General features: G+C 50.2%; 21 protein-coding genes. 5 read left to right on the forward strand and 16 right to left on the reverse strand.

What is annotated here, in order from left to right; translation table 11 throughout:
• Positions 1 to 1,068, reverse strand: coding sequence for a thiamine phosphate synthase (locus AACQ84_RS01405; protein ID WP_012305913.1), 1,068 nt, complete (start codon positions 1,066 to 1,068; stop codon positions 1 to 3).
• Between the two features lie 144 nt (positions 1,069 to 1,212).
• On the opposite strand from AACQ84_RS01405, the gene AACQ84_RS01410 reads away from it, so the two are divergent.
• Together AACQ84_RS01410 and queC are read left to right on the forward strand one after the other, a co-directional pair.
• Positions 1,213 to 1,869 carry a 7-carboxy-7-deazaguanine synthase QueE gene (locus tag AACQ84_RS01410; RefSeq protein ID WP_012305914.1) on the forward strand — a complete coding sequence of 219 codons (657 nt, stop codon included), beginning with the start codon at positions 1,213 to 1,215 and terminating at the stop codon, positions 1,867 to 1,869.
• A complete protein-coding gene (gene queC / locus AACQ84_RS01415) occupies positions 1,870 to 2,547 on the forward strand; it encodes a 7-cyano-7-deazaguanine synthase QueC (RefSeq protein WP_012305915.1) in 678 nt (225 codons plus the stop codon). It abuts the gene before it with no gap.
• 57 nt (positions 2,548 to 2,604) lie between these two features.
• Here queC and grxC read toward each other — a convergent pair whose 3' ends face one another.
• Entirely contained in the window at positions 2,605 to 2,871 is a 267-nt protein-coding gene (gene grxC / locus AACQ84_RS01420) for a glutaredoxin 3 (protein WP_012305916.1), read from the reverse strand.
• Positions 2,872 to 3,076: 205 nt separating this feature from the next.
• Here grxC and AACQ84_RS01425 point away from each other — a divergent pair, with 205 nt between their 5' ends.
• Complete coding sequence (locus tag AACQ84_RS01425) at positions 3,077 to 5,116, forward strand: cation:proton antiporter domain-containing protein (RefSeq protein WP_012305917.1); 2,040 nt, start codon at positions 3,077 to 3,079, stop codon at positions 5,114 to 5,116.
• 42 nt (positions 5,117 to 5,158) lie between these two features.
• Here AACQ84_RS01425 and AACQ84_RS01430 read toward each other — a convergent pair whose 3' ends face one another.
• From AACQ84_RS01430 to AACQ84_RS01480, 11 genes are all read right to left on the reverse strand, one after another.
• Complete coding sequence (locus AACQ84_RS01430; protein WP_012305918.1) at positions 5,159 to 5,737, reverse strand: HPP family protein; 579 nt, start codon at positions 5,735 to 5,737, stop codon at positions 5,159 to 5,161.
• A gap of 264 nt (positions 5,738 to 6,001) precedes the next feature.
• A complete protein-coding gene (locus tag AACQ84_RS01435) occupies positions 6,002 to 6,277 on the reverse strand; it encodes a MoaD/ThiS family protein (protein ID WP_012305919.1) in 276 nt (91 codons plus the stop codon).
• 104 nt (positions 6,278 to 6,381) lie between these two features.
• Complete coding sequence (gene thrC, locus AACQ84_RS01440) at positions 6,382 to 7,689, reverse strand: threonine synthase (RefSeq protein WP_012305920.1); 1,308 nt, start codon at positions 7,687 to 7,689, stop codon at positions 6,382 to 6,384.
• 186 nt (positions 7,690 to 7,875) lie between these two features.
• Complete coding sequence (kaiC, locus tag AACQ84_RS01445; protein ID WP_012305921.1) at positions 7,876 to 9,426, reverse strand: circadian clock protein KaiC; 1,551 nt, start codon at positions 9,424 to 9,426, stop codon at positions 7,876 to 7,878.
• Between the two features lie 182 nt (positions 9,427 to 9,608).
• The gene (gene kaiB / locus AACQ84_RS01450) at positions 9,609 to 9,923 is read right to left on the reverse strand and encodes a circadian clock protein KaiB (protein WP_030006078.1); all 315 of its coding nucleotides are present in this window, start codon (positions 9,921 to 9,923) and stop codon (positions 9,609 to 9,611) included.
• Positions 9,924 to 9,989: 66 nt separating this feature from the next.
• Positions 9,990 to 10,889 carry a circadian clock protein KaiA gene (locus AACQ84_RS01455; RefSeq protein WP_012305923.1) on the reverse strand — a complete coding sequence of 300 codons (900 nt, stop codon included), beginning with the start codon at positions 10,887 to 10,889 and terminating at the stop codon, positions 9,990 to 9,992.
• 161 nt (positions 10,890 to 11,050) lie between these two features.
• Positions 11,051 to 12,832 carry an ArnT family glycosyltransferase gene (locus tag AACQ84_RS01460; protein WP_012305924.1) on the reverse strand — a complete coding sequence of 594 codons (1,782 nt, stop codon included), beginning with the start codon at positions 12,830 to 12,832 and terminating at the stop codon, positions 11,051 to 11,053.
• Positions 12,833 to 12,892: 60 nt separating this feature from the next.
• Positions 12,893 to 15,595: a PEP-utilizing enzyme gene (locus AACQ84_RS01465; RefSeq protein ID WP_012305925.1), complete on the reverse strand. Its 2,703-nt coding sequence runs from the start codon at positions 15,593 to 15,595 to the stop codon at positions 12,893 to 12,895.
• Positions 15,592 to 16,770 carry an LL-diaminopimelate aminotransferase gene (locus AACQ84_RS01470; protein WP_012305926.1) on the reverse strand — a complete coding sequence of 393 codons (1,179 nt, stop codon included), beginning with the start codon at positions 16,768 to 16,770 and terminating at the stop codon, positions 15,592 to 15,594. Before AACQ84_RS01470 ends, AACQ84_RS01465 begins: the two co-directional genes overlap by 4 nt.
• A 27-nt stretch (positions 16,771 to 16,797) precedes the next feature.
• A complete protein-coding gene (locus tag AACQ84_RS01475; RefSeq protein ID WP_012305927.1) occupies positions 16,798 to 17,124 on the reverse strand; it encodes a thioredoxin family protein in 327 nt (108 codons plus the stop codon).
• Positions 17,125 to 17,338: 214 nt separating this feature from the next.
• Positions 17,339 to 18,142, reverse strand: a complete 804-nt coding sequence (locus AACQ84_RS01480; RefSeq protein ID WP_012305928.1) for a PspA/IM30 family protein — start codon at positions 18,140 to 18,142, stop codon at positions 17,339 to 17,341.
• Positions 18,143 to 18,687: 545 nt separating this feature from the next.
• Between AACQ84_RS01480 and AACQ84_RS01485 the strand changes: the two genes are divergently transcribed.
• Together AACQ84_RS01485 and trpB are read left to right on the forward strand one after the other, a co-directional pair.
• A complete protein-coding gene (locus tag AACQ84_RS01485; RefSeq protein WP_012305929.1) occupies positions 18,688 to 19,860 on the forward strand; it encodes a sensor histidine kinase in 1,173 nt (390 codons plus the stop codon).
• Between the two features lie 89 nt (positions 19,861 to 19,949).
• The gene (gene trpB / locus AACQ84_RS01490) at positions 19,950 to 21,203 is read left to right on the forward strand and encodes a tryptophan synthase subunit beta (RefSeq protein WP_012305930.1); all 1,254 of its coding nucleotides are present in this window, start codon (positions 19,950 to 19,952) and stop codon (positions 21,201 to 21,203) included.
• A gap of 73 nt (positions 21,204 to 21,276) precedes the next feature.
• Here trpB and AACQ84_RS01495 read toward each other — a convergent pair whose 3' ends face one another.
• The 3 genes from AACQ84_RS01495 to AACQ84_RS01505 are packed head-to-tail and all read right to left on the reverse strand — an operon-like array spanning position 21,277 to position 22,845.
• Positions 21,277 to 21,936 (reverse strand): HAS-barrel domain-containing protein, encoded by a 660-nt coding sequence (locus tag AACQ84_RS01495; protein WP_012305931.1) that lies wholly within the window; start codon positions 21,934 to 21,936, stop codon positions 21,277 to 21,279.
• 18 nt (positions 21,937 to 21,954) lie between these two features.
• On the reverse strand, positions 21,955 to 22,125 hold the full coding sequence (locus AACQ84_RS01500) for an NAD(P)H dehydrogenase subunit NdhS (protein ID WP_012305932.1): 171 nt from the start codon (positions 22,123 to 22,125) through the stop codon (positions 21,955 to 21,957).
• Between the two features lie 54 nt (positions 22,126 to 22,179).
• Positions 22,180 to 22,845 carry a hypothetical protein gene (locus AACQ84_RS01505; RefSeq protein WP_012305933.1) on the reverse strand — a complete coding sequence of 222 codons (666 nt, stop codon included), beginning with the start codon at positions 22,843 to 22,845 and terminating at the stop codon, positions 22,180 to 22,182.
• Between the last annotated feature and the right edge of the window lie 6 nt (positions 22,846 to 22,851).

Here is a 22,851-nt window from a genome sequence, read left to right on the forward strand (position 1 = left end):
TTATGCAGTGGCCTCCTCAAGGTTTTGTAGGGTTTGTTGGCGGTGTAATTGGGCTGCAAAAAACTGGGCTGTCAGGGTTGGCTCTGCACTCTGCATCAACGCCCGCACCACTGCAACCCGTTCGGCTCCAGCTGCCAGAACCTCGCCGAGATTTTCGGTGTCAATGCTCCCGATGGCAAACCAGGGTACAGGACAAGTTTCCCTGGCATAGCTGACATAACTGTGACCCGCAGCGGCTTTCCCTGGTTTGGTGGGGGTTTCGTACACGGGGCCAACGCCGACATAATCCGCCCCTTCTCTCAATGCTTTTTCGAGTTCCTGGGGATTGGTGGTGGAACGGCCAATAATTTTATCGGGGCCAATGAGTTGGCGGGCAGTGGCAATGGGTAAATCCGTTTGGCCGAGGTGAACGCCGTCGGCATCCACAGCTAGGGCAAGATCCACACGGTCATTGACGAGAAATAGAGCATGGTAGCGATCGCATAATTTTTTCAGGGCGATCGCATTGGCAAAACGCTGTTCATCGGGGGTTTCTTTGTCGCGGTATTGGACGATTTCAACGCCCCCCTGGAGGGCCGCTTCGGTCACTGCCAACAGTTCTTCGTGGGGAGAAGTCACCAAATAAAGTCGTGCTTTTTCGAGACGTTGTTTGAGTTGGGGGCTAAAGAGTTGACTTTCGAGGGTATAGACCTGATACCGCATCTGTTTACAGGCGATCGCCATCTCTGTTTTGTAGAGTTTGGCGTATTCTTCGAGCACCCGGAGCGCTTCTTCGACCCGACAAAGATTGGCCCGGAGTAAATGGTTGAGGTCGGTGCGAGTTTCTTCCTGGGGATGGCTGAGGCTGGTGCCTACATCGTTGGGGGTATCCCGTGCGGCGCGCAATTCGTCGTGGTGCCATTGGGCCAGGGTTTGGCGCATTTCCTTGCAACGGGCGGCCAGTTCAGCATGGTTCAGGCCAAATCGAAACCATTCTTCAACAATGCGCAGTCCCTCCCTAGCTCGGTCAAGGTTGGCATCGAGGATGCGAAAAATAGCGGTGGTATCGGTGGAGGCAGGTTTAACCATGGTGACGGCGCACAAAACAGAATCGGCAGGCAAATTCTTACTTTATCGCATCTCCTAGGGGATCTCTGGATTTTGCCCCGGAGACAGGCGATCGCCTTTTAGAATACAGTAGTAACCCTGTGTTATTTTTTGTTGCCCAAGGCCATGGCCCTTCGTACCGTACCGCGACCCTTGCTTGACTCCGCTGATTTTTTAGATATTGCCTCCTTCACCTACCCCATTGTAGAAACGTTCCATTCCATCCAGGGGGAAGGCTTTTGGTGCGGCACCGCAGCTTTTTTTATTCGCCTCGCCGGTTGTGATGTGGGTTGCCCCTGGTGCGACACCAAAATTTCCTGGAATCCGAAACGTCATCCCCAAGTTTCCGTTGGTCAATTAAAAGAGCAAGTACAAACTGCCCAGCCGAAGATCATTGTCATTACGGGGGGGGAACCTTTGATGCACGACCTCTATCCTTTGACGACGGGTTTAAAAGAAACGGGGATTCCCCTCCACCTAGAAACCTCCGGTGCCCATCCCCTCAACGGTCACTTTGATTGGCTGACCCTTTCGCCAAAACCCTTTAAAGCGCCATTGCCGGAAATTTACGATCATGTCAGTGAATTAAAAGTCGTGATCGATCAAGCCACCGATTTCCAGTGGGCGGAATCCCAAGTCCAAAAAATTGCCGCAAATATTCCCAAATATCTCCAACCCCAATGGGAAAATCCCGCCAGCCAGAGTCTCATTTTCGACTATATCCTGGCCCATCCTGAATGGCGTCTCGGTCTGCAAACCCATAAGTTTTTGGGGGTGCGCTAGATGAAACGGGCTGTTGTTTTACTCTCCGGTGGCTTGGATTCGGCTACCAGTGCCGCCCAGGCGATCGCCGATGGCTATGAAGTGTTTGCCCTTTCCTTTCGCTATGGTCAAAAACATAGCCGGGAATTGGTCGCCGCCCAGAAAATTGCCGAACATTTAGGGATCACCGAGCATTTCATCATGGATGTGAATTTGTCCCAGTGGGGCGGCTCTTCCCTAACCGACGTTAACCAAGCGATTCCCCAAAGTGGTGTCCAGACAGGAGATATTCCCTCGACCTATGTCCCCGGTCGTAATACAGTATTTTTGGCGATCGCCCTTTCTCTCGCTGAAGCAAAACAAGCCGAAGCGATCTACCTGGGGATCAATGCCGTAGACTATTCCGGTTATCCTGACTGTCGCCCCGAATATCTCGCCGCCTACCAGAAGTTAGCGGATCTCTCTTCCAAAGTTGGCATTGAAGGTCACGCACCCCAATTGGTTGCGCCCCTTGTGCTTGACACCAAAGTAGAAATTATCCAAAAGGCCGTAAAGTTGGGCGTTCCCATCGCCGCAACCTGGTCTTGTTACCAAGGGGGAGAACATCCCTGCGGCTTATGTGACTCCTGCCGGATTCGGGATGAAGCCCTGATCAAAGCCGGTTATCCAGAGCTAACGAGCCAGAACATTCAAAAATAGCCAAACAAAAACCCCCAGACCGAAACCGAGGGTTTGAAAAATCAGTGCTGGCCAAATTTAAGCTGCCTGCATCAGGAGATCGTCGAGTTTGCCTTGGTACTCTAGTTCATGGAGATCATCGCAACCACCCACGTGCTGATCGTTAATAAAAACCTGGGGGAGGCTACTGCGGCCATTGGCCCGTTCTGTCATGGCCTCCCGCGCTTGGCGATCGCCATCAATGCAATACTCTGTATATTCCACTTGTTTACTGTCGAGGAGATGCTTGGCCCGGATACAAAAAGGACAGGTGCTCCAAGTATAAATTTCAACGGTTGCAGCCATAATTTGGATTTTTCTGAAATGTAACAATTTATTTCAAGTTTAACGTTTCCTGGGCCTAAAAGCGGCGATGCCCTTTTCTCTCTGTAGGGAAATTTGAGCAAGCTTAAGGGCCAAAATTCCCTGTTTTTGCCATAAAATCGACAATTTATTTTCGTTATAAACTTCTTCCGCTACACTGGGAGGCTAGCCTTTTTCTCGGACTGCCATGGTTGCCGAATCGATCCAATACATCACAGAAAATCCGATTTTTACGTTTATTCTGCTGCTGTTGGTCTCTCTGACCATTCCCCCTATTTTTGAACGGCTGAATTTACCTGGTTTGGTGGGCTTACTCTTTGCAGGGATTATCCTTGGTGAAAACGCCCTCGGTCTCCTCGACTCAGAGAGTGAAACCATGGTTTTGTTCTCGGAAGTGGGCAAAATTTACCTGATGTTTGTGGCCGGATTGGAAATTAATTTGGCGGAGTTTCGGAAAACCCAAGATCGCTCCATTGGCTTTGGTTTTCTGACATTTATTGTGCCGTTAACGATGGGAACGGTGGTCGGCCTAAGTTTCGATTTTGGTTGGAATGCGGCAATTCTTATTGGATCTTTATTGGCTTCCCATACGTTGCTGGGTTACCCAATTATTAACCGTTTGGGGATTCTCAATAATGAGAGTGTAACGGTCACGATTGGCGCGACGATTTTTACGGACATTGCGGCTCTTTTGGTGCTGGCGATCTGTGTGTCGATTCACCAGGGCGATTTTTCTACGGCTTCTTTGGTCTTGCAACTGGCGTTATTGGTGGGCTACGGAGCTTTGGTACTCTTCGGTCTGTCCTGGCTTGGTCGAGAATTTTTCCAGCGCAATGGGGATGAAGAGGGCAATCAATTTCTATTTATTTTGCTGGCTGTCTTTCTCGCGTCAGTGGGGGCCCAGGTGATCAATGTGGATAAAATTGTGGGGGCTTTTTTGGCGGGTTTAGCGGTCAATGATGTGGTCGGCAAAAGCCCGGTAGAGGAAAAAATCGAATTTGTCGGCAGTACGCTATTTATTCCATTCTTCTTTGTGGGGATGGGGTTATTGCTCGATATTCCGGCATTTATTAATAATTTGCTCTATGAGTTTCCCCTCACGTTTTCGATTGTGGGTGGGTTGTTGTTGTCTAAATTTATCGCGGCGGCGATCGCCAAACAGATTTATCGTTATAGCTGGGCCGAAACCCTCACGATGTGGTCGTTGTCGATCCCCCAGGTGGCGGCAACCCTGGCGGCGGCCTTGGTTGGTTTCCGGGTGGGACTGATCAGCGAATCAGTATTTAATGCGGTGATTGTGCTGATGCTAGTCACTTCGATGCTGGGGCCGGTGTTAACCCGTCGTTTTGGTCGTTTATTACCCAGTAGTGGCAAGGATATTGCCCTGACAACGGTTAAGGTGTCGCCATCGACGGATCGGTTCAAAATTGTTGTACCCATTGCTAATCCCAGCACCAAGGATTATTTACTCGAAGCGGCAGGGCTTTTAACCCGCATTCGTCAAGGGGTTGTGATGCCTGTGTCGATTGTGACGGGCCACGCCCACATGGATGATCCGGCAGTGATGACGGGGATCGACCGGAGTCAAAGCTTACTCCAAGAGGCGATCGCCCAGGGGGAGCAACTGCAAATTACAATGCAACCAAAAATTCGCATCGATGACGATGTGGCCGCCGGGATCAGTCGCGTGGCCCGGGAAGAAAATGCCAACTTAATTTTGATGGGCTGGGGAAAAACCGAGGGTCTCAAAGCAAGGCTCCTGGGGACTTTAATTCACAATGTCTGTTGGTCTGCCCATTGCCCGGTGGCGGTGGTGCGTCTGCTGGATGACCCGAAAAATTTGCGGCGGATTATGGTGCCCTTCAAGGGAATTTCGGCCCAAAATTTACAGATAGTTCAATTTGCAGAACTTTTGGCGATCGCCAACCAAGCCGAAGTCACCGTCTTCCATGTGTGCGAAACCTGGATGACCAAAGACCAACGCAATTTGCTCAAAGCCGACCTAGAAAATGCCCTGCAAAATGCCGGAATCACCACCAAAATGCAGATTCGGATCATCCGTTACCACGACGTGGCCAAGGCAATTCTCCATGACGCCAAAGACTTCGATCTTGTCATTCTGCACTCTACCCGTTACCGTACCGCCGGAGGCCTAGCTGTGGGCGATGTCACCACAAAAATTTCGAGCCAAATCCAAACATCCGTCGTCATTTTCAACGAACTCTAACCCTCATTCGCCTAACAAAAGTAGCGTTTTTTAAAGTTCAACCTAAAGCCAGTGCTTTGGATAAGGACGTCCCGGCACCACACGACTAAAAATTACCGTCAACCACACAATCAACACAGAACCGCATAAAGCAGGCGTCAAAATAAATTGCCAAGACGCATGACTCAAAATACCAATTAAGGCCACAGCCCCCGAAGGCGGATGGACGGTTCGGGTCAGTTGCATGAGCTTAATCGTCACTGCCACCGCCAAACCCATGACCCAGGGAGCATCCCCGAACAAATGAAATAACACCACACAACTGCAAGCCCCAATTACATTCCCCACAATTACGTTGCGGGGCTGGGCTAATGGACTCTCCGGCACCCCAAATACCAGCACGGCCGTGGCCCCAAAGGGAGCCGCAATCAAAGGATAGGAACTATAAACCGAGATGTAAGCCAGGGTCGAAATACCAATAAAACTGCCTAAAAATGATAAGCCAATGTGTTGTCGGGAGAAGCTGGGTTGATGTCTACGGCTCTGTTGCAGCGTATAAAATTTGCGTCGCCACCGCCTCAAAATTGCTGTATTAGAACGTTTTTTTAATCGAATAGATGCCCGCCGGGGAAATGATGACATAAAACTTCCAATCAAGATCGATAGGATTGCTGGATTTTAATAACTTTGCTCCATGCAATTATTTAAATATATCATGACGTTCTTGCATTCATGGCTTTTTTATGAGATCAATTTTTAATTTCAAGGTCAACTTTTGCTTATGAAGTCAGCTAAAAATCAGCCTATTTTTGATCGAATCAAATGTCATCAACAAATCAAAAAATAAAAAAACGAGGGAAGTATTCTTCCCCCGTACAAAAGCATTCATGGTTATTACTCGAAACTTTAGCCCCCTGCCACAGCGGGTACAATGCTGACCTCATCACCGTCATTGAGAGCAGTATCGACACCGTTCAGAAAACGGATATCTTCTTCATTGACGTAGAGGTTTAAAAAGCGTCGAGGATTGCCCTGTTCATCACAGAGGCGAGCCTTAATGCCGGGGCAGTTTGCTTCTAGGGAATCGAGCAATTCTTTAATGGAAGAACCAGCGCATTCAACGGTGGGCTGATCCTTCGTAAACTTTTGGAGGGGAGTTGGAACTAAAACTTTAATTGCCATTTTGAGTCAGACAAATTTTTCTAATAACTAAACGATAAGGAACAGGGATTGGGTCAGATCTACCGTGCAGTGACAATGAGAAAAGACCCAATTTAGAACAGCAACTATACCAAAGTTTGCTGCCACTCTAGACGCTCGAGGGTGCGGGCACGATCAAGAGCCTGCTCGAAACTTTCGAGGTTGGCTTCGATGGTGAGGGGTTCACCAGCAGCATTTTGTACTGCTTCTTGGGTCTTGAGGCCGTTCCCAGTGATGTAGACGACTGTCTTCTCGTCGGGGTTGATCTTGCCTGCTTCTACGAGTTTTTTCAAAACGGCAATGGTGGTGCCACCAGCAGTTTCGGTGAAAATGCCTTCGGTTTCAGCAAGGAGTTTGATGCCGTCAACAATTTCAGCATCGGTGACGTCTTCAATGTTGCCGTTGGTCTTGTTGGCGATTTCTACGGCGTAGACACCATCAGCAGGGTTGCCAATCGCAATGGACTTGGCGATCGTGTTGGGCTTCACAGGAGTAATAAAGTCACGGCCTTCTTTGTAGGCTTGAGAAATGGGAGAGCAACCTTCAGCTTGGGCACCGCTGAAACGAACCGCTTTATCTTCAACAAGACCGACTTTGACGAATTCATTAAAGCCTTTATAGATCTTGGTGAAGAGGGAACCGGAAGCCAGGGGCGCAACCACGTGGTCGGGGAGTTCCCAGCCAAGTTGTTCGATGACTTCATAGCCGAGGGTCTTAGAACCTTCGGAGTAGTAGGGGCGGAGGTTGATATTCACAAAGCCCCAGCCGTGGGAGTTGGCAACTTCAGAACAGAGGCGGTTCACCTGGTCATAGTTGCCGTGAACGGCCATCAGAATGGGATTGTAGATCAGCGTGCCGAGGACTTTCCCAGCTTCGAGATCGGAGGGGATAAAGACGCAACAGTCTAATCCGGCATGGGCGGCGATCGCCGCAGTGGAGTTTGCCAAATTACCAGTGCTGGCACAGGAAACAGTCGAGAAACCTAATTCGCGGGCGCGGGTCAGGGCAACGGATACCACCCGATCCTTGAAACTCAAGGTGGGCATATTCACCGCGTCATTTTTAATGTAAAGCTCCTTGATGCCGAGACGACGGGCCAAACGGTTCGCTTTGAGGAGGGGCGTAAAGCCAGTGCCCACATCAATGGGTTCTCCGGCAACGGGCAAAAATTCTTTGTAGCGCCAGATGGACTTGGGGCCAGCTTCGATGCTTTCACGGCTCACTTTGCTGGCGATTTTCTCGTAGTCATACTTCACTTCGAGGGGGCCAAAGCAAAACTCACACACGTGGAGGGCTTTGGGTTCGTACTCAGCGCCACATTCCTTACAGGCGAGGGCGGTGAAGTTGGCGGTGTCGAGGGAGGCGACGGCGGTATCAAGGGTTGCTTGCGTCATTAGGGTTTTCTCCGTTTCCATGAATGCTGAATGCTTAATTGAAAGCCATAGTAAACAGTTCCAAAACTGTCGTCAATCATACCCGATAAAAATAGTCGGGATTAAATCTGCGTGAAAAGAAAGAGGCGATCGCCTCTTCTCCCCCAAAAATATTCTCCCTTGGGAGAGATACCCGAAGGGTAGAGGTTACTCCGGCAAGGTCTTATCCTGTACACCCCGCATAATCCGTGACAACTCCGACTTCTCATCCACGGCAATCCGGGTCGGCGAACCACTAATAATCCGTTCGTAGTTTCGGAAAGAATCCTTAATCGCTGCCCCACCTTCACTGATGGTGTATTCCCGAATGCCCTTGTCATGCCAAGATCCCCGCATCTTAAAGACGTTGATCGCCCGGGACATCTCGCCACGAATCTCGACATATTGCAGCATCAAAATCGTGTCCGTAATCGTCGAAATGTGGGATTCCGTAATCGAGTGGGCCCCCATAAACTGATCCGTTGTATTCGTAAAGAAGCCCGTGATCTCTTCCTGTTTCGCGTAGCCCGTTACCCCAATCACAAATTGGCGGAACGCATTATTGGTCACGCCCCGCGCTAACGCTGATAGTGAGTCAATCGCAATTCGGGACGGCTTAAATTCAGAAATTTCTGACTTAATCATCTGTAAGTGATCCTCCAGGCCCGCCGACTCTGGATAGGAACAGAGTAACTTGAGCAACCCTTTGCGTTCCATCTCCTCAAAATCAATCCCCCAGGAAGAGGCATTGCGCGATAACTGTGCCCGGGACTCTTCATAGGCAAACAGGATCGCCCGTTCGCCGCGCCGACAACCTTCTTCGAGGAACTTACTTACGAGTAAAGTCTTTCCAGTACCTGTGGCTCCCGTGGCTAGGATGATCGAATCTTTAAAGAAACCGCCGCCGCACATCTTATCCAGGGTTTCCACTCCAGAAGAAATCCGTGCATTAGAAGACCGCTGGGTCAGACGCATTGCCCCCAGTGGGAAAATATTGATCCCGTCGTTGGTGATCGTGAAGGGATATTCCCCCTTCATGTGGGTTGTTCCCCGCAGCTTAAGGATTTCAATGGTGCGTCGCCGCCGTTCCCCTTCTAGGACATTCCGCAGGATCACCACGTTATCTGAGACAAATTCTTCGACCCCAAAGCGGGCCACAGGACCATATTCATCCAGTCTTTCCGTGGTCATGATTGAAGTGACCGCAAGGTGTTTCAATCGCGCAACCAGGCGAAAAATTTCCCGGCGGACGACGGGGGCGGCATCATATTGTTGAAAAACCGCTGTCACCGAGTCAATGGAAACAAGCTTGGCATTGTATTTGCGAATCGCGTATTGAATCCGTTCAATCAAAGCAGATAGATCAAAGTTACCCACCACTTCCTGACCATCGGGATCGGGGGAGGCATCTAGGATAAATAACTTACCTTCATCAACGAGACTTTGGAGATCCCAGCCGAAACTATGGGCGTTCTGAATAATGTCTCGGGGGGATTCTTCAAAAGTGACAAAAAGCCCTGGGTAATCGAAATGCTTGATGCCATGGTAGAGAAATTGGATTGCCAATAAGGTCTTCCCAGTCCCCGAAGTACCACTCACTAGGGTTGTTCTGCCGGAGGGTAAACCACCATGACTAATCTCATCGAGACCTTCAATGAGGGTGCGGATTTTTTGGACGCCTTTGATGGCACCGTTATTAGAGGAGGTGGGCTGATTCATTACGACTTAGGGACTGGAGATATAAATAAAAAAATGAAGAGATTTAACTAGGGTTGTCCTAATGCAGGGAGAGCAAGCGCTTGAAACGCCATCTTTTTGGACGGCATAGCCTGATGACCCAACAAGACGAAGGAAGTATACGAAATCAAATGGCTTTATCCTACTAGAAAGTGCTCCTGTTCTTAAAGCTCTTCTTCCCGTTCTAAAAACTCTTCGTAAAGGAGATCGAGACCGATCAATACTTTTTCTCGGTCGGAGAGGTCACCGATGATCTTACGGACGGGGGGTGGAAGCACTTTGGAGAGGGTTGGTGTCGCCAAAATCTTATCTTCTTCGGCTAGTTGGGGGTTTTGGAGGACATCAATTACTTTTAGGGCATAGACCCCTTTAAAGTCGGTTTCTAAAATATTTTTTAAGGTTTTGAGGGCGCGGACAGAGTTGGGGGTATTGCCAGCCACATAAAGCTTTAAAACATAAGTTTTCTTTAGGAGGTTCATAAACAAGGCTGATGTGGGTAGGAATAGGGTTAGGTGCTAGGCGTCGTGGAGGGGAATGATTTCATCCTAGTCTATCCGAAATAGAAGTTCAAAAGGTAGATCTTCACGGGGGATAGAACGGCGATACATTTCACACAAGTGGGCGACGATATCGATGAGGGTAAGGCGATAGTCTAGGAGGATTTCTTCGCTTCTCCCTTCAAGTTTGAGCTGTTGGGCGAATTCGTCCATTAACTTCATGTGAGTTTCGAGGATATAAGAGACAGAAACATCGGCAAAAAAAGCCTGATTGACAAATTGATCAATGGCTTGATTTGTGGGGAGATCGCCACTGAAGTAGCTTAGGACAATATCGCGATAATCGGCGACAAATTGTTCCCGAAATTCTTGCTGTTCTTCGGGGGAAAGACTGCGATAAAAATATTTGGGATTGCGCTTGTAATAAACGCCGAGATAGCCTAATCGTTCCCGTAATTTTTCGGCGAGACGGCGCTGTTGTAACAGTAAAAAAGCTTGGTGGGTTTTATCGGGATCGCTGTGGTGGGGATCTTGGGGTTTGTCGCTCAGGGCACAGCTTGGGGCGAGGTGCAAAAATTGGGCGATCGCCTGGTCGATGGTCAACGATAAGTTTTCGAGATTGGCAAAATCCAGGTATTTTTCGGCACTATGGTAAAGCTGCTCGGAGACATCTTCTTGGGAAATTTCACAGGCGGTGGTCGGCCCAAGAAAGACACAGGGGAGTAAAATTCCACTCTGAGTTAAGCACTCAAAATAGTCTTGGTTTTCTTTTCCTTGAACAACTACAAGGCAGTCAATTTGTTCTTTATTTGCCTCAAGAAATGCCAGGAATTTTTGGCCATAGTCAAGGAGCTTGATCTGATAGCGATCGCCTATCAATTGAGCTTCAATTTTTCCGGGTTGAAAACCAGGAGGTGTAACTAGATAAAGGGAGAGTTTAGAAACCAAAGTAGACCGACCAACATCGAAATAAGCTTAAGTTAAAGGATAGCTTTCTTTTAATAATGGGACAATTATAAAGATAAGCTTAATTTTTTTGCTTGCTTGGGGTTACGGTAACATCTTTTGTCAAAATAGGCTGAGATTTTACCGGAAATTTAGCGCCAGCATTATTTTTGTACCCGCAACAGTTCGTAGGGCGATCTTTCCAGGAGGAGATCAAGGGTTTTGTCCCCGAGGGGAAGTTCTGGACGGGTGGATGTGCGCACCACCAACAGAAAAGAAGAATTGGCCTGGGTTAAGGTGCTGTCGATGGCGGCGAGTTCCTCTTCTTTATCATCGTCAAGAAAGAGAATATCTTGGCCTGTATAGAAGACGAGGCTCGGCTTTTCAAAACCCACCATCATCACTGTTTCGTCAGGCCGCTGCTGGGCTGTAATGGTATCGGCAATTTCCCGGAGACTGGCTTGGCGAGCTTGATCTAGCAAGGTGCTGGCAGGCAGTAAAACAAGGACAATAAATGCCACCATAATCGCCCCATTAGCTAGCCAGATCCCCAGGCGCGATCGCCACACACAAACCGCAAGAACAACCGCCCCCAGGAGCCAAATCCCAAAGCCCCACCAAGCAAGGTTTGATTGGGCATAGGTCGTAGCCAGATCCGGGGCCGCAGGATCATAACCAATGACTTGGGGACTATAGATCATAAACCCGCTGAGAATCAGCAACAGCCCCACATTGGCGATCGCACTCCAACGGAATCCTGTCGAGGGTTGCCGGGGCGTTTCAATAACATGGCTGAGAAACAACGCCACCAAAATTGCGGCGGCGGGCAAGAGGGGAATCGTATAACTCGGTAGTTTGGTGACGGCGATGGTAAAGAAGCCAAAAATCACCCCAAACCAAATGCTTGCAAAGACGGCAAGGTGGGTAGAACGCGCTTCCTGCCGCCAACGGGCCGGACGATGTAACTTGAGTCGGGCGATCGCCGCTGGTAGATACACAGACCAGGGCAAAAACCCCACCAATACCACTGGAAAATAAAAATACCAGGGAGCATCGTGGCCATTGACCACCCCCGTAAACCGATCAAAATTGTGGTAACCAAAAAAACTATCAATGTACGCTTGGCCATTGCGGAGGGTCACCAGGACAAACCAAGGTAAGGCGATCGCCGTGAAGATCAAAGCCCCAGTCAAGGGTTTCGCTTCCCCCAGCAGTACCTCGCGAAACTTGCCGACATAGAGCAAAAAGAGCATGATCACAAGTCCCGGCACTACGATCCCCACCGGCCCTTTGGTCAAGACTGCACAGGCAAATAACGCGTAAGCCGCCATGTACCAGCTATTGGGTAACCAGCGATTGATCGGCTGTCCGCCGCTACCATAACCATAGAAAAAACAAATCAAGCCCCCACTAAAGCAGCCATTAAGGAGCATATCGGAGACCCCCTGCCGCGCCCAGACAATGGTTTGTAAGTTCAAGGCGATTAAGCTACTGCCGATCCAAGCTGCCAGCCAGAGTTTGCGTTGGGTATTAGGAGCTTCAGGACTTTGGGCCGCCGTTGTTGTGCCAAAACCAAACTGACGCAGTACCACAAAGACTAAGACCATTAAACCAAGGGCCGCAAAGGCAGAGGGTAATCTGGCCCCCCAGGCATTCACCCCAACAATTTTGTAGGCGATCGCCATCAGCCAATACACCAGGGGCGGCTTATCAAAGCGGGTGGCATCGTTGTAATAGGGCGTAATCCAATCCCCTGTGGCTAACATCCGTCGGGCCGCATCCGCAAACATGGGTTCCGTTTCATCCACGAGGCCCACAGCGCCAAGGTGCCAAAAAAAAGCGAGTCCCCCCAGGAGACCCAAGGCGATCGCCGAAATGATCCCCGTGGTTTTTGGGAATTTCTCATAGCTGTAGTACCAACGACGAACAGAATCAAGGGGCGACATGGGCAAATTGGAGTATTTTAAGTAAAAAACTTCAGCGATTGTAACCTGCTACGTGGGCAACTAATTCGCATCCGTAGACAGGGCTTCTGGATCTAAAAGTTCCACCTGACCCAGGCGACCGTCGAGGCGTACCCATTGGCCTGGTTGGAGAAGCTCAAGGGCCATGGCGACATTAGCAACCATCGGAATTTGGTGTTGGCGGGCCAAACTTGCTCCCTGGGAGAGCATGCCCCCCTGGGTTGTGATAATGCCGCTGACCTCCTTGAGATGCTCTAGAAAATGTTCATCAATGTAAGTGGTCACCAAAATATCATTGGGACTCCAGGACATGACCCTTTCCCCAGGTAAACAGCGATGGACACGGCCAATCACCGAGCCACTACTCACCGCTTGACCCTGGAGTTTTTGTAAAAAACAACTACTCGAAACATCTTCTTTCGTGGTCAATTGACCGTAGATAATCTCTGGGGGAAGCCCCTGCTCTTGGTTTAGATTCATTTGCGATCGCCGATATTGAATTTTGAGCTGGAGGCGGGAAAACTCCTGGGATTGGGGGGCATTAATTAAGGCCTTTACCTCCGGGAGCTTGAGCCAAAAAATATCCTGGGGCTGCTCTAGATAACCTTGGTTTTGCCAAATCTGGGCGATCGCCAAAAAATGCCAGCGCAACTGAGCCAAGAACGTTTCACAAAGCCCTCTCACCGCTTCCTGTTGACGGTAGATCTGCTGGAGTTGGCGCTGGGCGGAGCTAAGGTCAAGGGGAGAAATGGCGGTGCGCGGCTGGTTCACTAAATCCGTTAATTGTTGGCGGATCGTCCCCGAATCTTCTCGCCAGCGCCGCTGGGCCAACTCCCAAGGGAAATCTGCCCCATCCCCATGCTCCTTCAGCCACTGATTTAAACGACCAAACAAATGTTCACCATCGGGTAGCTCTGCGAGTTGGGCAAATAAAGCCGCCCGTGTAAAGGGTTCAACGACCCCCTGGCGTGGTTCCCCTGTGGTGCGGAGGATCCCCCGGATATCCACGGCCAACTGATTGAGGGCTTGGAATTTGGGGGGGAGCGGTGGCAGAAAATGGGACAGCCCCGTGGTCAAACGGCGACGCCAGAGGATCACCTCGCCCCGGAGCCAATAGCCAAGCAGGAGTTCCAGTATCTCTGTAATTTGCTCGACATTTTGCACCAAATCCGCCAGGCTGAGGGTCGAAAGATCATTGCGGCTGATCATTTTGATCGTTTTTAGCAGAGGGTAACAAAGGCGCTCTGCCTCCTGCTGAAACTCTGGGTACCATTGCCAATCCCAACGCAAATAGCGGTAACAAAACAGAGGATGGCGAAAGCTAAACAGCAGACACCCCAGCCGGGATTGGAGGTCGCTAAATTCAAAATTTTCCCGGCGGCAGACCCGCTCCCAAAAGCTGCGATTGAGATAGCTATATCCCCGATGATGGGAAATCAAGGCGATGTTCTGGAGATTTTCGCGCCCTTCCCACAGGGCATCATAGATACTGGCGATCGCCCCTGGAGCTGTGACTTCCAACAGGGAGGCGCTCAAAGGCGACAATGGTTTGGGGAAATGGCTCGCAATTTCTTCCCTCGTCCAGACCGGATGGAGATGATAGATGGGCCGCACCCGCAAAATCCAAATATCCTGGCCCGTAAAACACCATTCCAGGGCCTGGGGACTCCCCTGTTGATGTTCCAACTGACGGCTGAGGTGGGCCACTTCCTGCAAAATATCCAAGGGAGGATGGTTAGCGTAGGGTTTCCCGCCCAGGGGTTGGGGTGAATCCAATCCGTAGTACAGCAAAAATTGGCCTTCCCCAATCACGAGCGGCGTAATAAAATCTCGGACAACTTCTGTGAGGGGATCCTGGCGCTTGTAGGGGAGCGGTGGGCGACTGTAGGTAATGCCAGACCATTGCACGGTGGGTTGGGCTTGCACCAGCAGTGCTTGTTTCCCCACTGCCGTTTGACTAAAGCCATTCACCAGGGCAACTTCCAAGGCTTCTGGGCTGGTGAGTTGCTCCGTGGGAATCTGAAATCTGGGAAGGACTTTTTCGCTGGAGAGACGCACCATATAGGGGCGATCGCCACTGGGTTTTAGTAAATCAACCAGTCGTTTAAAATCATCCCCTGGTTTTAGAACCCACCCCGGCAAAACGGGATAACCCAAATATTTCAATTGGCTGAGGGTCGCCGCATCCTGGCCCACTTGGGGGCTACTGAGGCGCTGATCGAGGGAGAGAAAGCCGGATTCAGGCCGAAAAATTTGCCAAACTTGCCGACTATTTGTTGTCTGTTGACTTAACCAGCCCAGGAGTCCCCCCAGGGCGATCGCCGCGACCCAATAGCCCGGTACCGTACCGTGGCGGATCGTGAGGGCCACAAAAATCAAAGTCAAAACGGCCCAGATCCCCAGGCGAATTTGCCGAAATACCGTCAAGCCCACCAAGCCAATAAAACTGACAATGGGGGTAATCTGCCAATCATGGAGTAACAAGCCTCCCCACACCGCCGCAAAAGCCAGATCTTGGGTGCGCCAATAGCGGCCCATCATAAAAGCTAAAAGACTGATGAGTTCCCAAGGGGATTGGTACGGGAAAAAATGCCGGGTGAAGAGCACCACAATTATCCCCAGGAGACAATCTCCCAACAGTTGCCTAGGGGGATGGCGATCGCCCCAGGGCAAAATACAAACTGCACCGAGGGTTGGGATTAAAGTAAAAATGAGTAGACAACCCCAGACCTGCGTCAATGTCATGGTTGTGGCGAAAGAAATGTTTGGATCCGGCGCACGGCTTCCCGCAGTACCGCTGGTTCCTGAACGAGGGCAAAGCGGACATAGCCTTCCCCTGTTTTACCAAACCCTGATCCTGGCGACAGGGCAATGCCCGTTTGGGCCACCAATTGGGTACAAAATTCCAAAGAAGTTCCTGACCAAGCTTTTGGCAACTTGGCCCACACATAGAGGGTCGCCCCAGGCTTGGGTACAGACCAACCGTGGTCATTGAGGGCTTCGACGAGGGCATCCCGGCGGGCTTGGTAAACGCGCACATTTTCCGCGATGGTGGCTTGATCCCGTTGGAGAGCGGCGATCGCCCCGTTGAGAATCCCTTGGTATTGGTTAAAATCAACCACCGCCTTAATTTGGCGTAGGGCTGCAATCAGTTGGGCATTCCCCACCGCAAAGGCAGTACGAAAGCCTCCCATATTAAAGGACTTTGAAAAGGTAAAAAATTCAATGCTACAGGTTTTTTCCGGATCGGCCTGTAATACCGACGGTGGTGCCGTTTCCCCAGCGAAATAGATGTCGTTGTAGGGAAAATCATGGATCAGCGCCAGATCATGGGCCTGGCAAAACGCTACTGCCCCTTGAAAAAAATCGAGCGTGGCGATCGCCGTCGTGGGATTGTGGGGATAACTGAGAATCATTAAGCGACTTTTCGCCAAAATATCCTGGGGGATCGCCGCAAATTTCGGCAGAAAATGATGTTCAGCGGTGAGGGGCATAAAGTAACTTTCGCCACCCGCCAGCGCCACCCCGCCCGCATAGGAGGGATAACCCGGATCCGGCAGTAGGGCATAGTCTCCAGGGTCGAGCAAGGCCAGTGGCAGGTGGGCCGTCCCCTCCTGGGAACCAATCAGCGCCAAGACTTCAGTATCGGGATCAACGGCAACCCCATAACGCTCGGTGTACCAAGTGGCGATCGCCTCCCGAAAAGCCTGGGTATTGCGGTGGAGGACATACCCGTGGGTTTGGGGATCGGTTAATGCCTGGGCAATGGTTTCCGTGGCGATCGCTGAAGCAGGGAGATCAGAAGAGCCGAGGGATAGATCAATTAAATCCCGACCCGCTGCCACCGCCTTGGCCTTGGCCCGGTCCATATCTGCAAACACATTTGCCGAAAGCCGTGATAACCGCTGGGAAAAATGCATAGGGGCAAATCAAATCGCTGAAAAATATTACAGTTGGGCTTCAACAAAATCCTTAAGACCCTGCTTCGTAATCGCCCCCTCATGGCTCGCCACAACCTTCTGGGCCTTAAAAAAGCGCAGGGCCGGCACCCCCTCCACTTGGCATTGGGCAACGGCTTCCGGATTGGGGTCTACTTCGAGCTTAACGACTTTTAGGCGATCGCCATACTCCTGGGCGGCCCAACTGACCGAGGGCGAAACTAACCGACAAGGCCCACACCAACTGGCCCAAAAATAGACCAAGATATCTTGATTGACGTTGAGGACTTCCTGCTCAAACTGGGAATCGGTAATTTCCAAAACGCTGCCACTCACAGGGGGTGAACTCCTTGATTACTTACAAAATGAAGACAGTTCCTTACGTTAACAGTTTTCGGCGATCGCTGGATCAATGGATTTACGAACAGCCACAAAACTCCATAAGTGAGCCAGGTAGGAGTTCTTTGGACTTCTACCCAGCCAAGTAATCTGTTTGTAAGGTTTCAAGACCCAAAAACTAGGATAAAGATCCCCCCCTCAAGGCGAGATCCTAGAGATTTTTCATTTGGGTGCGTAGGGCTTCCAGCTCAGCATCCACCGCTGCAAAATCAGCATCCGTTGGTTCGGGAGTTTCGACAGGAGTATCGGATACTTCTTCCATTTCATCCACCATTTTGGCCGCTTCTAGGGCTGGTGCTTCCTGGGAAGCCGCTTTGAGCATCGCCAACTCATCATCAATGGAATTGGAGGCTTCGAGTTGGGCAAATTCTTGATCTAAACTGGCACTGCCCAAGACATTGGTTGCTTCAGATTGGGCTTCGAGTTCCATGATTTTGTCCTCCATCCGCTCGAAGGCACTCATCGCACTACTGGTGTCGATGTTGTTCATGGTGCTCTGAAGTTGGGCATTCGCTTTCGCAGCGTTGGCCCGGGCCTTAAGCATATCTTTCTTGGTTTTCGCCTCTTGGATTTTGCTTTCTAGGGCAAGGAGGTTTTCCTTGAGGGTTTTTACCTGGGCATTTTGTTGGGTCAGTTGCTGTTGGAGGACTGCTGCGGTGTCCGCAAAGGTTTTTTTCCGGACTAGGGCTTCCCGGGCAAGATCTTCTCGACCGTTCTTAATGGCTAATTCTGCTTTCTTTTGCCAAGTGGTCGCTTCGGTTTGGTTTTTGATCAGCTGTTGCTCAGTTTTTTTCTGGGCGGCGATCGCCCGGGCCACCGACTGGCGTAATTGCACCAAACTTTCCCCCATATCGGCAACGGCCTGTTCCAATATTTTTTCGGGGTCTTCGGCCTTACTGACCATATCATTGAGGTTGGCTTTAACAACACGACCAAGACGATCTAAAAATCCCATGATGCTATATCTCTATACGTGATTGAGTGCAATTTAAACTGTGACTTACTCTGGCAAAGGGGTAAGCATACTCCTTTACATTTTAATCACTCCTTTGGTTTTCTATGGTAGTCGCTTCTACTGCTTGGGTCATTGGCTAAGAAGTTCGTCGGGCGTGAATGCCCAAAGGAAAGCTGTATTCACCCGCAAAGATTGCACCTTGGTGTATTCGGTAGTCAATGCGGGTTTTTAATTTTCTAAGTTTAATTTTTAAGACCACACTGCTATCTTGGTTGGTTTTCGTATTATTTTGAGATTAGTAAAACAAAGTATGACGATATCTAACCAATAGGGAAAAGCCTAAATAGGTTATTGTAAAATAGTGACTTTCCTGGAAAAATCATCCTCGTGAAAATTCAGCACCAGTTGTAAATCGAAGGAATATGGATTCCTAATATCGATGCAAGTAGGCGAGTAACGGCCACTTTTCAAGGGAAAAGCCTGGGGTGAAAAAGCGAGATTGCAAGTGAATTTGGCCTGACTTCCCCAACTGTCGCGACTAAACTATGCACTTAGATGATCTACATATTCTGCTCATTGAAGATAATTTGGCGGAAGCTGAATTGTTAGGGGATCTACTGGCAGATATTGAGATGGTGCAGTGCGATATTGTGCATTTTGCCCACCTCGAAAAGGCGATCGCCTGTCTTGAAGACCAAACCTTTGACGTGATTTTGCTCGATTTGAGCTTGCCCGACAGCCAGGGCCTAAGCTCTCTCCCGATGCTGATGGGCATTGCTCCGGACGTTCCCATTGTGGTGCTGACGAATACCAATGATGCCGAGTTAGCCCTCGAAGCGGTGCACCAAGGAGCCCAGGATTATTTAATCAAAAAAAATATCGCCTTTGACCAAGAGACATTACTCCGCTCAATTCTCTACGCCATCGAACGCAAGCGAAATCAACAGGCCCTCAAGTTAGCCAACGAGCGACTCCGGCAAGAGATGAAGGCCCGCGAAGCAATGCAGATCAAACTTGAACAATCCAACCAGGAGCTTGAACAGTTTGCCTATATTGCCTCCCACGATTTGAAGCAACCCTTAGCGAGTATTTACTCTTGGTCTCAACTGCTCCAGGTGCGCTACGGCAATTGTCTGGATGAAAAAGGGAGTAGTTACCTCAATGCGATCCAAGATTCCGTGCGCCAGATGACCCAGCTCATTGAAGATCTTTTAACCTATTCGCGGGTCGATCGAGTAGAAAATACGGCGGTGGACGTAGATTGTAATTTGATCGTCCATCAGGTTTGTAATCGACTCAGTTCGGCGATCGCCCAACAAAGCGCCAAGCTCACCATTGATTCCTTGCCCACCATTCAGGGAAATCCTCTACAAATCAGTCAAATTTTCCAAAATTTAATCGAAAATGCCCTCAAATATTGCCGGGAAGAGGTGCCCCCCCAGATTCGGATCAGTGCCGTCCAAAACGATAACCACTGGGTTTTTAGCTGCCACGACAATGGCATTGGCATTGAAGCCGATTATTTTGAGCAAATTTTCTACGCTTTTAAACGCCTCCATTCCCAGAGTCAATATTCCGGGACAGGCATTGGCCTCGCCGTCTGTAAAAAAATTGTGCGCCGTTATGGTGGTGAAATTTGGTTGACTTCTACCTTTGGTGAAGGCTCTACTTTTTACTTTTCCTTTCCGATGCAATCTTCCCCCAAGGACAATGCCTAGGAAGCAGCTCTAGGGTATCTGCGAGGGAGTTTGATCAAGTTACAATAAAGCTGACCCAGACCTAGTTGATTTCACCTGATACAGACACCGTGACTATTTCTCCCATTTCTCCCCAAGACACTACCTTTAACCCCAATCAACCCGATGCCTTTGGGCGTTTTGGGAAATATGGTGGTAAATATGTGCCTGAAACCTTGATGCCCGCTTTGGCTGAGTTAGAAGCGGCCTATGCCCAGTATCGTAACGACCCGACTTTTCAAGCAGAATTAGCTGGGCTGCTAAAAGATTATGTTGGTCGCCCCAGTCCCCTTTATTTCGCGGAACGGCTGACGGCTCGCTATGCTCGCCCCGATGGTTCTGGCCCGCAAATTTACCTGAAACGGGAGGATCTCAACCACACGGGTGCCCACAAAATCAATAATGCGATCGCCCAGGCCCTACTCGCCAAACGTATGGGCAAAAAACGCATCATCGCCGAAACTGGTGCGGGTCAACATGGCGTTGCCACAGCGACGGTCTGTGCCCGGTTTGGGTTGGAATGCATTATCTATATGGGGGTGCAGGACATGGAACGCCAAGCCCTCAACGTCTTCCGGATGAAATTATTAGGGGCCACCGTCCAACCCGTAGAAGCGGGCACTGGAACCCTCAAAGATGCCACCTCCGAGGCCATTCGGGACTGGGTAACAAATGTAGAGACAACCCACTATATCCTCGGTTCCGTAGCTGGCCCCCACCCCTACCCGATGATGGTGCGAGATTTCCACGCGATCATTGGTGCCGAAACTCGCCAACAATGTGCAGAAAAGTGGGGTGGCCTCCCGGATATTCTGATTGCCTGTGTGGGGGGAGGTTCCAATGCCATGGGGCTTTTCCACGAATTTGTTAAAGATTCGACTGTGCGCTTGATTGGCGTTGAGGCCGAAGGGTCTGGGATCACCAGTGGTCACCACGCGGCTACCCTCACCCAAGGGAAACCAGGGGTCCTACATGGGGCCATGAGCTACCTATTGCAAGACACCGAAGGCCAAGTTGTCGAGGCCCATTCCATCAGTGCGGGCTTAGATTATCCTGGCGTCGGCCCGGAACACAGCTACCTCAAAGATACTTGTCGGGCTGAATATTACAGTGTCACCGACCAGGATGCAGTGGCTGCCTTCCGACGGGTGTCCGAGTTAGAAGGAATTATTCCCGCCCTGGAAACCTCCCATGCCTTTGCTTATTTAGAAACCCTTTGTCCCCAGTTGTCGGGCAGTCCGCGCATTGTGATCAACAGTTCTGGTCGGGGTGATAAGGATGTACAAACGGTGGCAAAGTATCTCGATCGCCATGGTTGGGACTAAAGAAATTCGAGATTAAAGTCTAAATTGCGGTAAACAACGAGGGGGATTGATTGTAATCCCTCTTTTTTTGTGGCTACCAATGGATCTGACTCAGGATGTAGCGGAGTCGGTCGTAGTCATCTTTGAGGAGGGTGCTGATCATGCGACCCACATCCACTAACCATTGGCGATCGCCTTTTCGCAGTCGGTAGACTTCCCGCACTGCCGCCGCCATGAGGGATTCTGGGGGCACCCAATTCACCTGCAAAAGCACCCGGAGAAACTCTAATCTGTCGGTGAAGTGAATAATTTCGTCCGGCTCGCAATGGTAAACCGATTGGTGAATTTGGGGGGGACGGGGCGGTAAATATTGAAACACTTCGCCCCGCCGACCATTGCGGCGATTACTGGGAATTTCAAAACCGACGATGGCTGCCCGAAACTCCGTTTTGAGCATCGCAAAAATTTGCGGCTGTTGTTCTCGCAATTCTTCGAGGCTCATCCCCAAGGCTCTCGCCCGATGGACTGAATCAATGGGGGCCGTGGTGACATAGGTAACGACCCCGTAGACGATGTTGCCTGATTCTTCGTCATAGGATTTCACCCAACTGCCAAAGGGGGGCATCACTGGAAAGCTGAGGTCTTCCGGCTCCAAACATTGGGCAGTAAACTCAGTGGTGGCAGTTTCAATGACCTCGGCAATGTGATCGGGGTGGCGATCGCCAGGGGAAAATTGGGGCAAGGGCAGACGCATAGGAGGAGCCAAAGGAACTTATTTCGTGACTTCAAGCTCCGCGAGGTTAAAGGTAATCAGTTTATCCCAGTTCCCCCCTTCAAAAAGAACTGCCGCCCGACCATCGCTGACCCGTTGGACGAGGCCCTTAAACCGATAAAAGGTGTCATCGGGGTTGATTACGCGCACCGTGCTACCAGGGAGAATCATCGCTTCCAAACCTTTTACTGAAATGACTAAGAAATTTTACCTATCATAGCGCGTTCAATTGGCGTTACTCGCCGAATCTGTCAGGCGATCGCCTTCGTTATTGAGTTGGGGTAGGGATTCTGGAAAGTAGATCGTGCGAATATCTGTCGGCAACTCTTCTAAAACCAATTGACGCCCTTGGTTAAGCCAATCCTCCACGTCCTCAACGGTTAAATACTCTCTCTCGGCCTGGAGATGGGCAGAAATGCGGGTCGAGCTCCAGTGAAAATGATCCGCGAGCACCACAATCAACCGGGGCAGTGGCGGGACTAAATCCAAGGCCTGTTCGAGGTAACACCACAGGGGCGGCGTTGTCCGCTTAATATCGTAGTTAATGCTGGCCACTGGCGGAATCTCAAATTGATTTTGGTAGGCTGTCGCCACTTCCAAAAGCCACTGCTGTAAAGATTGAAACCCTTGGGCCTCTAAATCGAGGGTGCGCATTTCGTGGAAAATTTGCCGCCAGGTCAGGGCAAAAAGGTAATCCGTCTGCACAGGCGATCGCCCCCCATGGCCAACGAGCGTGTACACCAACGGCGCATATCGACAAAAAATCCCTGTGAAGTATTTCCCTTGATCCGAATAACGTTGACAAAAAGTCAGCAGATCCGAATCGCTATAATGGTTGAGGGCCAAAATCAGTGGATGATTGGTTTCAGAAAAACTCGGAATCTGAATCATGTCCTG

The organism is Picosynechococcus sp. PCC 7002 (assembly GCF_963860125.1).
Taxonomy (GTDB): domain Bacteria; phylum Cyanobacteriota; class Cyanobacteriia; order Cyanobacteriales; family MRBY01; genus MRBY01.

Bases quoted from the DNA above. Each gene is read 5' to 3' on its own strand.
- AACQ84_RS01505 (WP_012305933.1), bottom strand. From the start codon at position 22,845: ATGATTCAGATTCCGAGTTTTTCTGAAACCAATCATCCACTGATTTTG.
- grxC (WP_012305916.1), bottom strand. From the start codon at position 2,871: ATGGCTGCAACCGTTGAAATTTATACTTGGAGCACCTGTCCTTTTTGT.
- AACQ84_RS01500 (WP_012305932.1), bottom strand. From the start codon at position 22,125: ATGATTCTCCCTGGTAGCACGGTGCGCGTAATCAACCCCGATGACACC.
- AACQ84_RS01405 (WP_012305913.1), bottom strand. From the start codon at position 1,068: ATGGTTAAACCTGCCTCCACCGATACCACCGCTATTTTTCGCATCCTC.
- AACQ84_RS01480 (WP_012305928.1), bottom strand. From the start codon at position 18,142: ATGGGATTTTTAGATCGTCTTGGTCGTGTTGTTAAAGCCAACCTCAAT.
- AACQ84_RS01470 (WP_012305926.1), bottom strand. From the start codon at position 16,770: ATGCATTTTTCCCAGCGGTTATCACGGCTTTCGGCAAATGTGTTTGCA.
- thrC (WP_012305920.1), bottom strand. From the start codon at position 7,689: ATGACGCAAGCAACCCTTGATACCGCCGTCGCCTCCCTCGACACCGCC.
- AACQ84_RS01425 (WP_012305917.1), top strand. From the start codon at position 3,077: ATGGTTGCCGAATCGATCCAATACATCACAGAAAATCCGATTTTTACG.
- AACQ84_RS01435 (WP_012305919.1), bottom strand. From the start codon at position 6,277: ATGGCAATTAAAGTTTTAGTTCCAACTCCCCTCCAAAAGTTTACGAAG.
- kaiC (WP_012305921.1), bottom strand. From the start codon at position 9,426: ATGAATCAGCCCACCTCCTCTAATAACGGTGCCATCAAAGGCGTCCAA.
- AACQ84_RS01495 (WP_012305931.1), bottom strand. From the start codon at position 21,936: ATGCGTCTGCCCTTGCCCCAATTTTCCCCTGGCGATCGCCACCCCGAT.
- AACQ84_RS01410 (WP_012305914.1), top strand. From the start codon at position 1,213: ATGGCCCTTCGTACCGTACCGCGACCCTTGCTTGACTCCGCTGATTTT.
- AACQ84_RS01465 (WP_012305925.1), bottom strand. From the start codon at position 15,595: ATGACATTGACGCAGGTCTGGGGTTGTCTACTCATTTTTACTTTAATC.
- AACQ84_RS01485 (WP_012305929.1), top strand. From the start codon at position 18,688: ATGCACTTAGATGATCTACATATTCTGCTCATTGAAGATAATTTGGCG.
- queC (WP_012305915.1), top strand. From the start codon at position 1,870: ATGAAACGGGCTGTTGTTTTACTCTCCGGTGGCTTGGATTCGGCTACC.
- AACQ84_RS01460 (WP_012305924.1), bottom strand. From the start codon at position 12,832: ATGTCGCCCCTTGATTCTGTTCGTCGTTGGTACTACAGCTATGAGAAA.
- AACQ84_RS01430 (WP_012305918.1), bottom strand. From the start codon at position 5,737: ATGTCATCATTTCCCCGGCGGGCATCTATTCGATTAAAAAAACGTTCT.
- kaiB (WP_030006078.1), bottom strand. From the start codon at position 9,923: ATGAACCTCCTAAAGAAAACTTATGTTTTAAAGCTTTATGTGGCTGGC.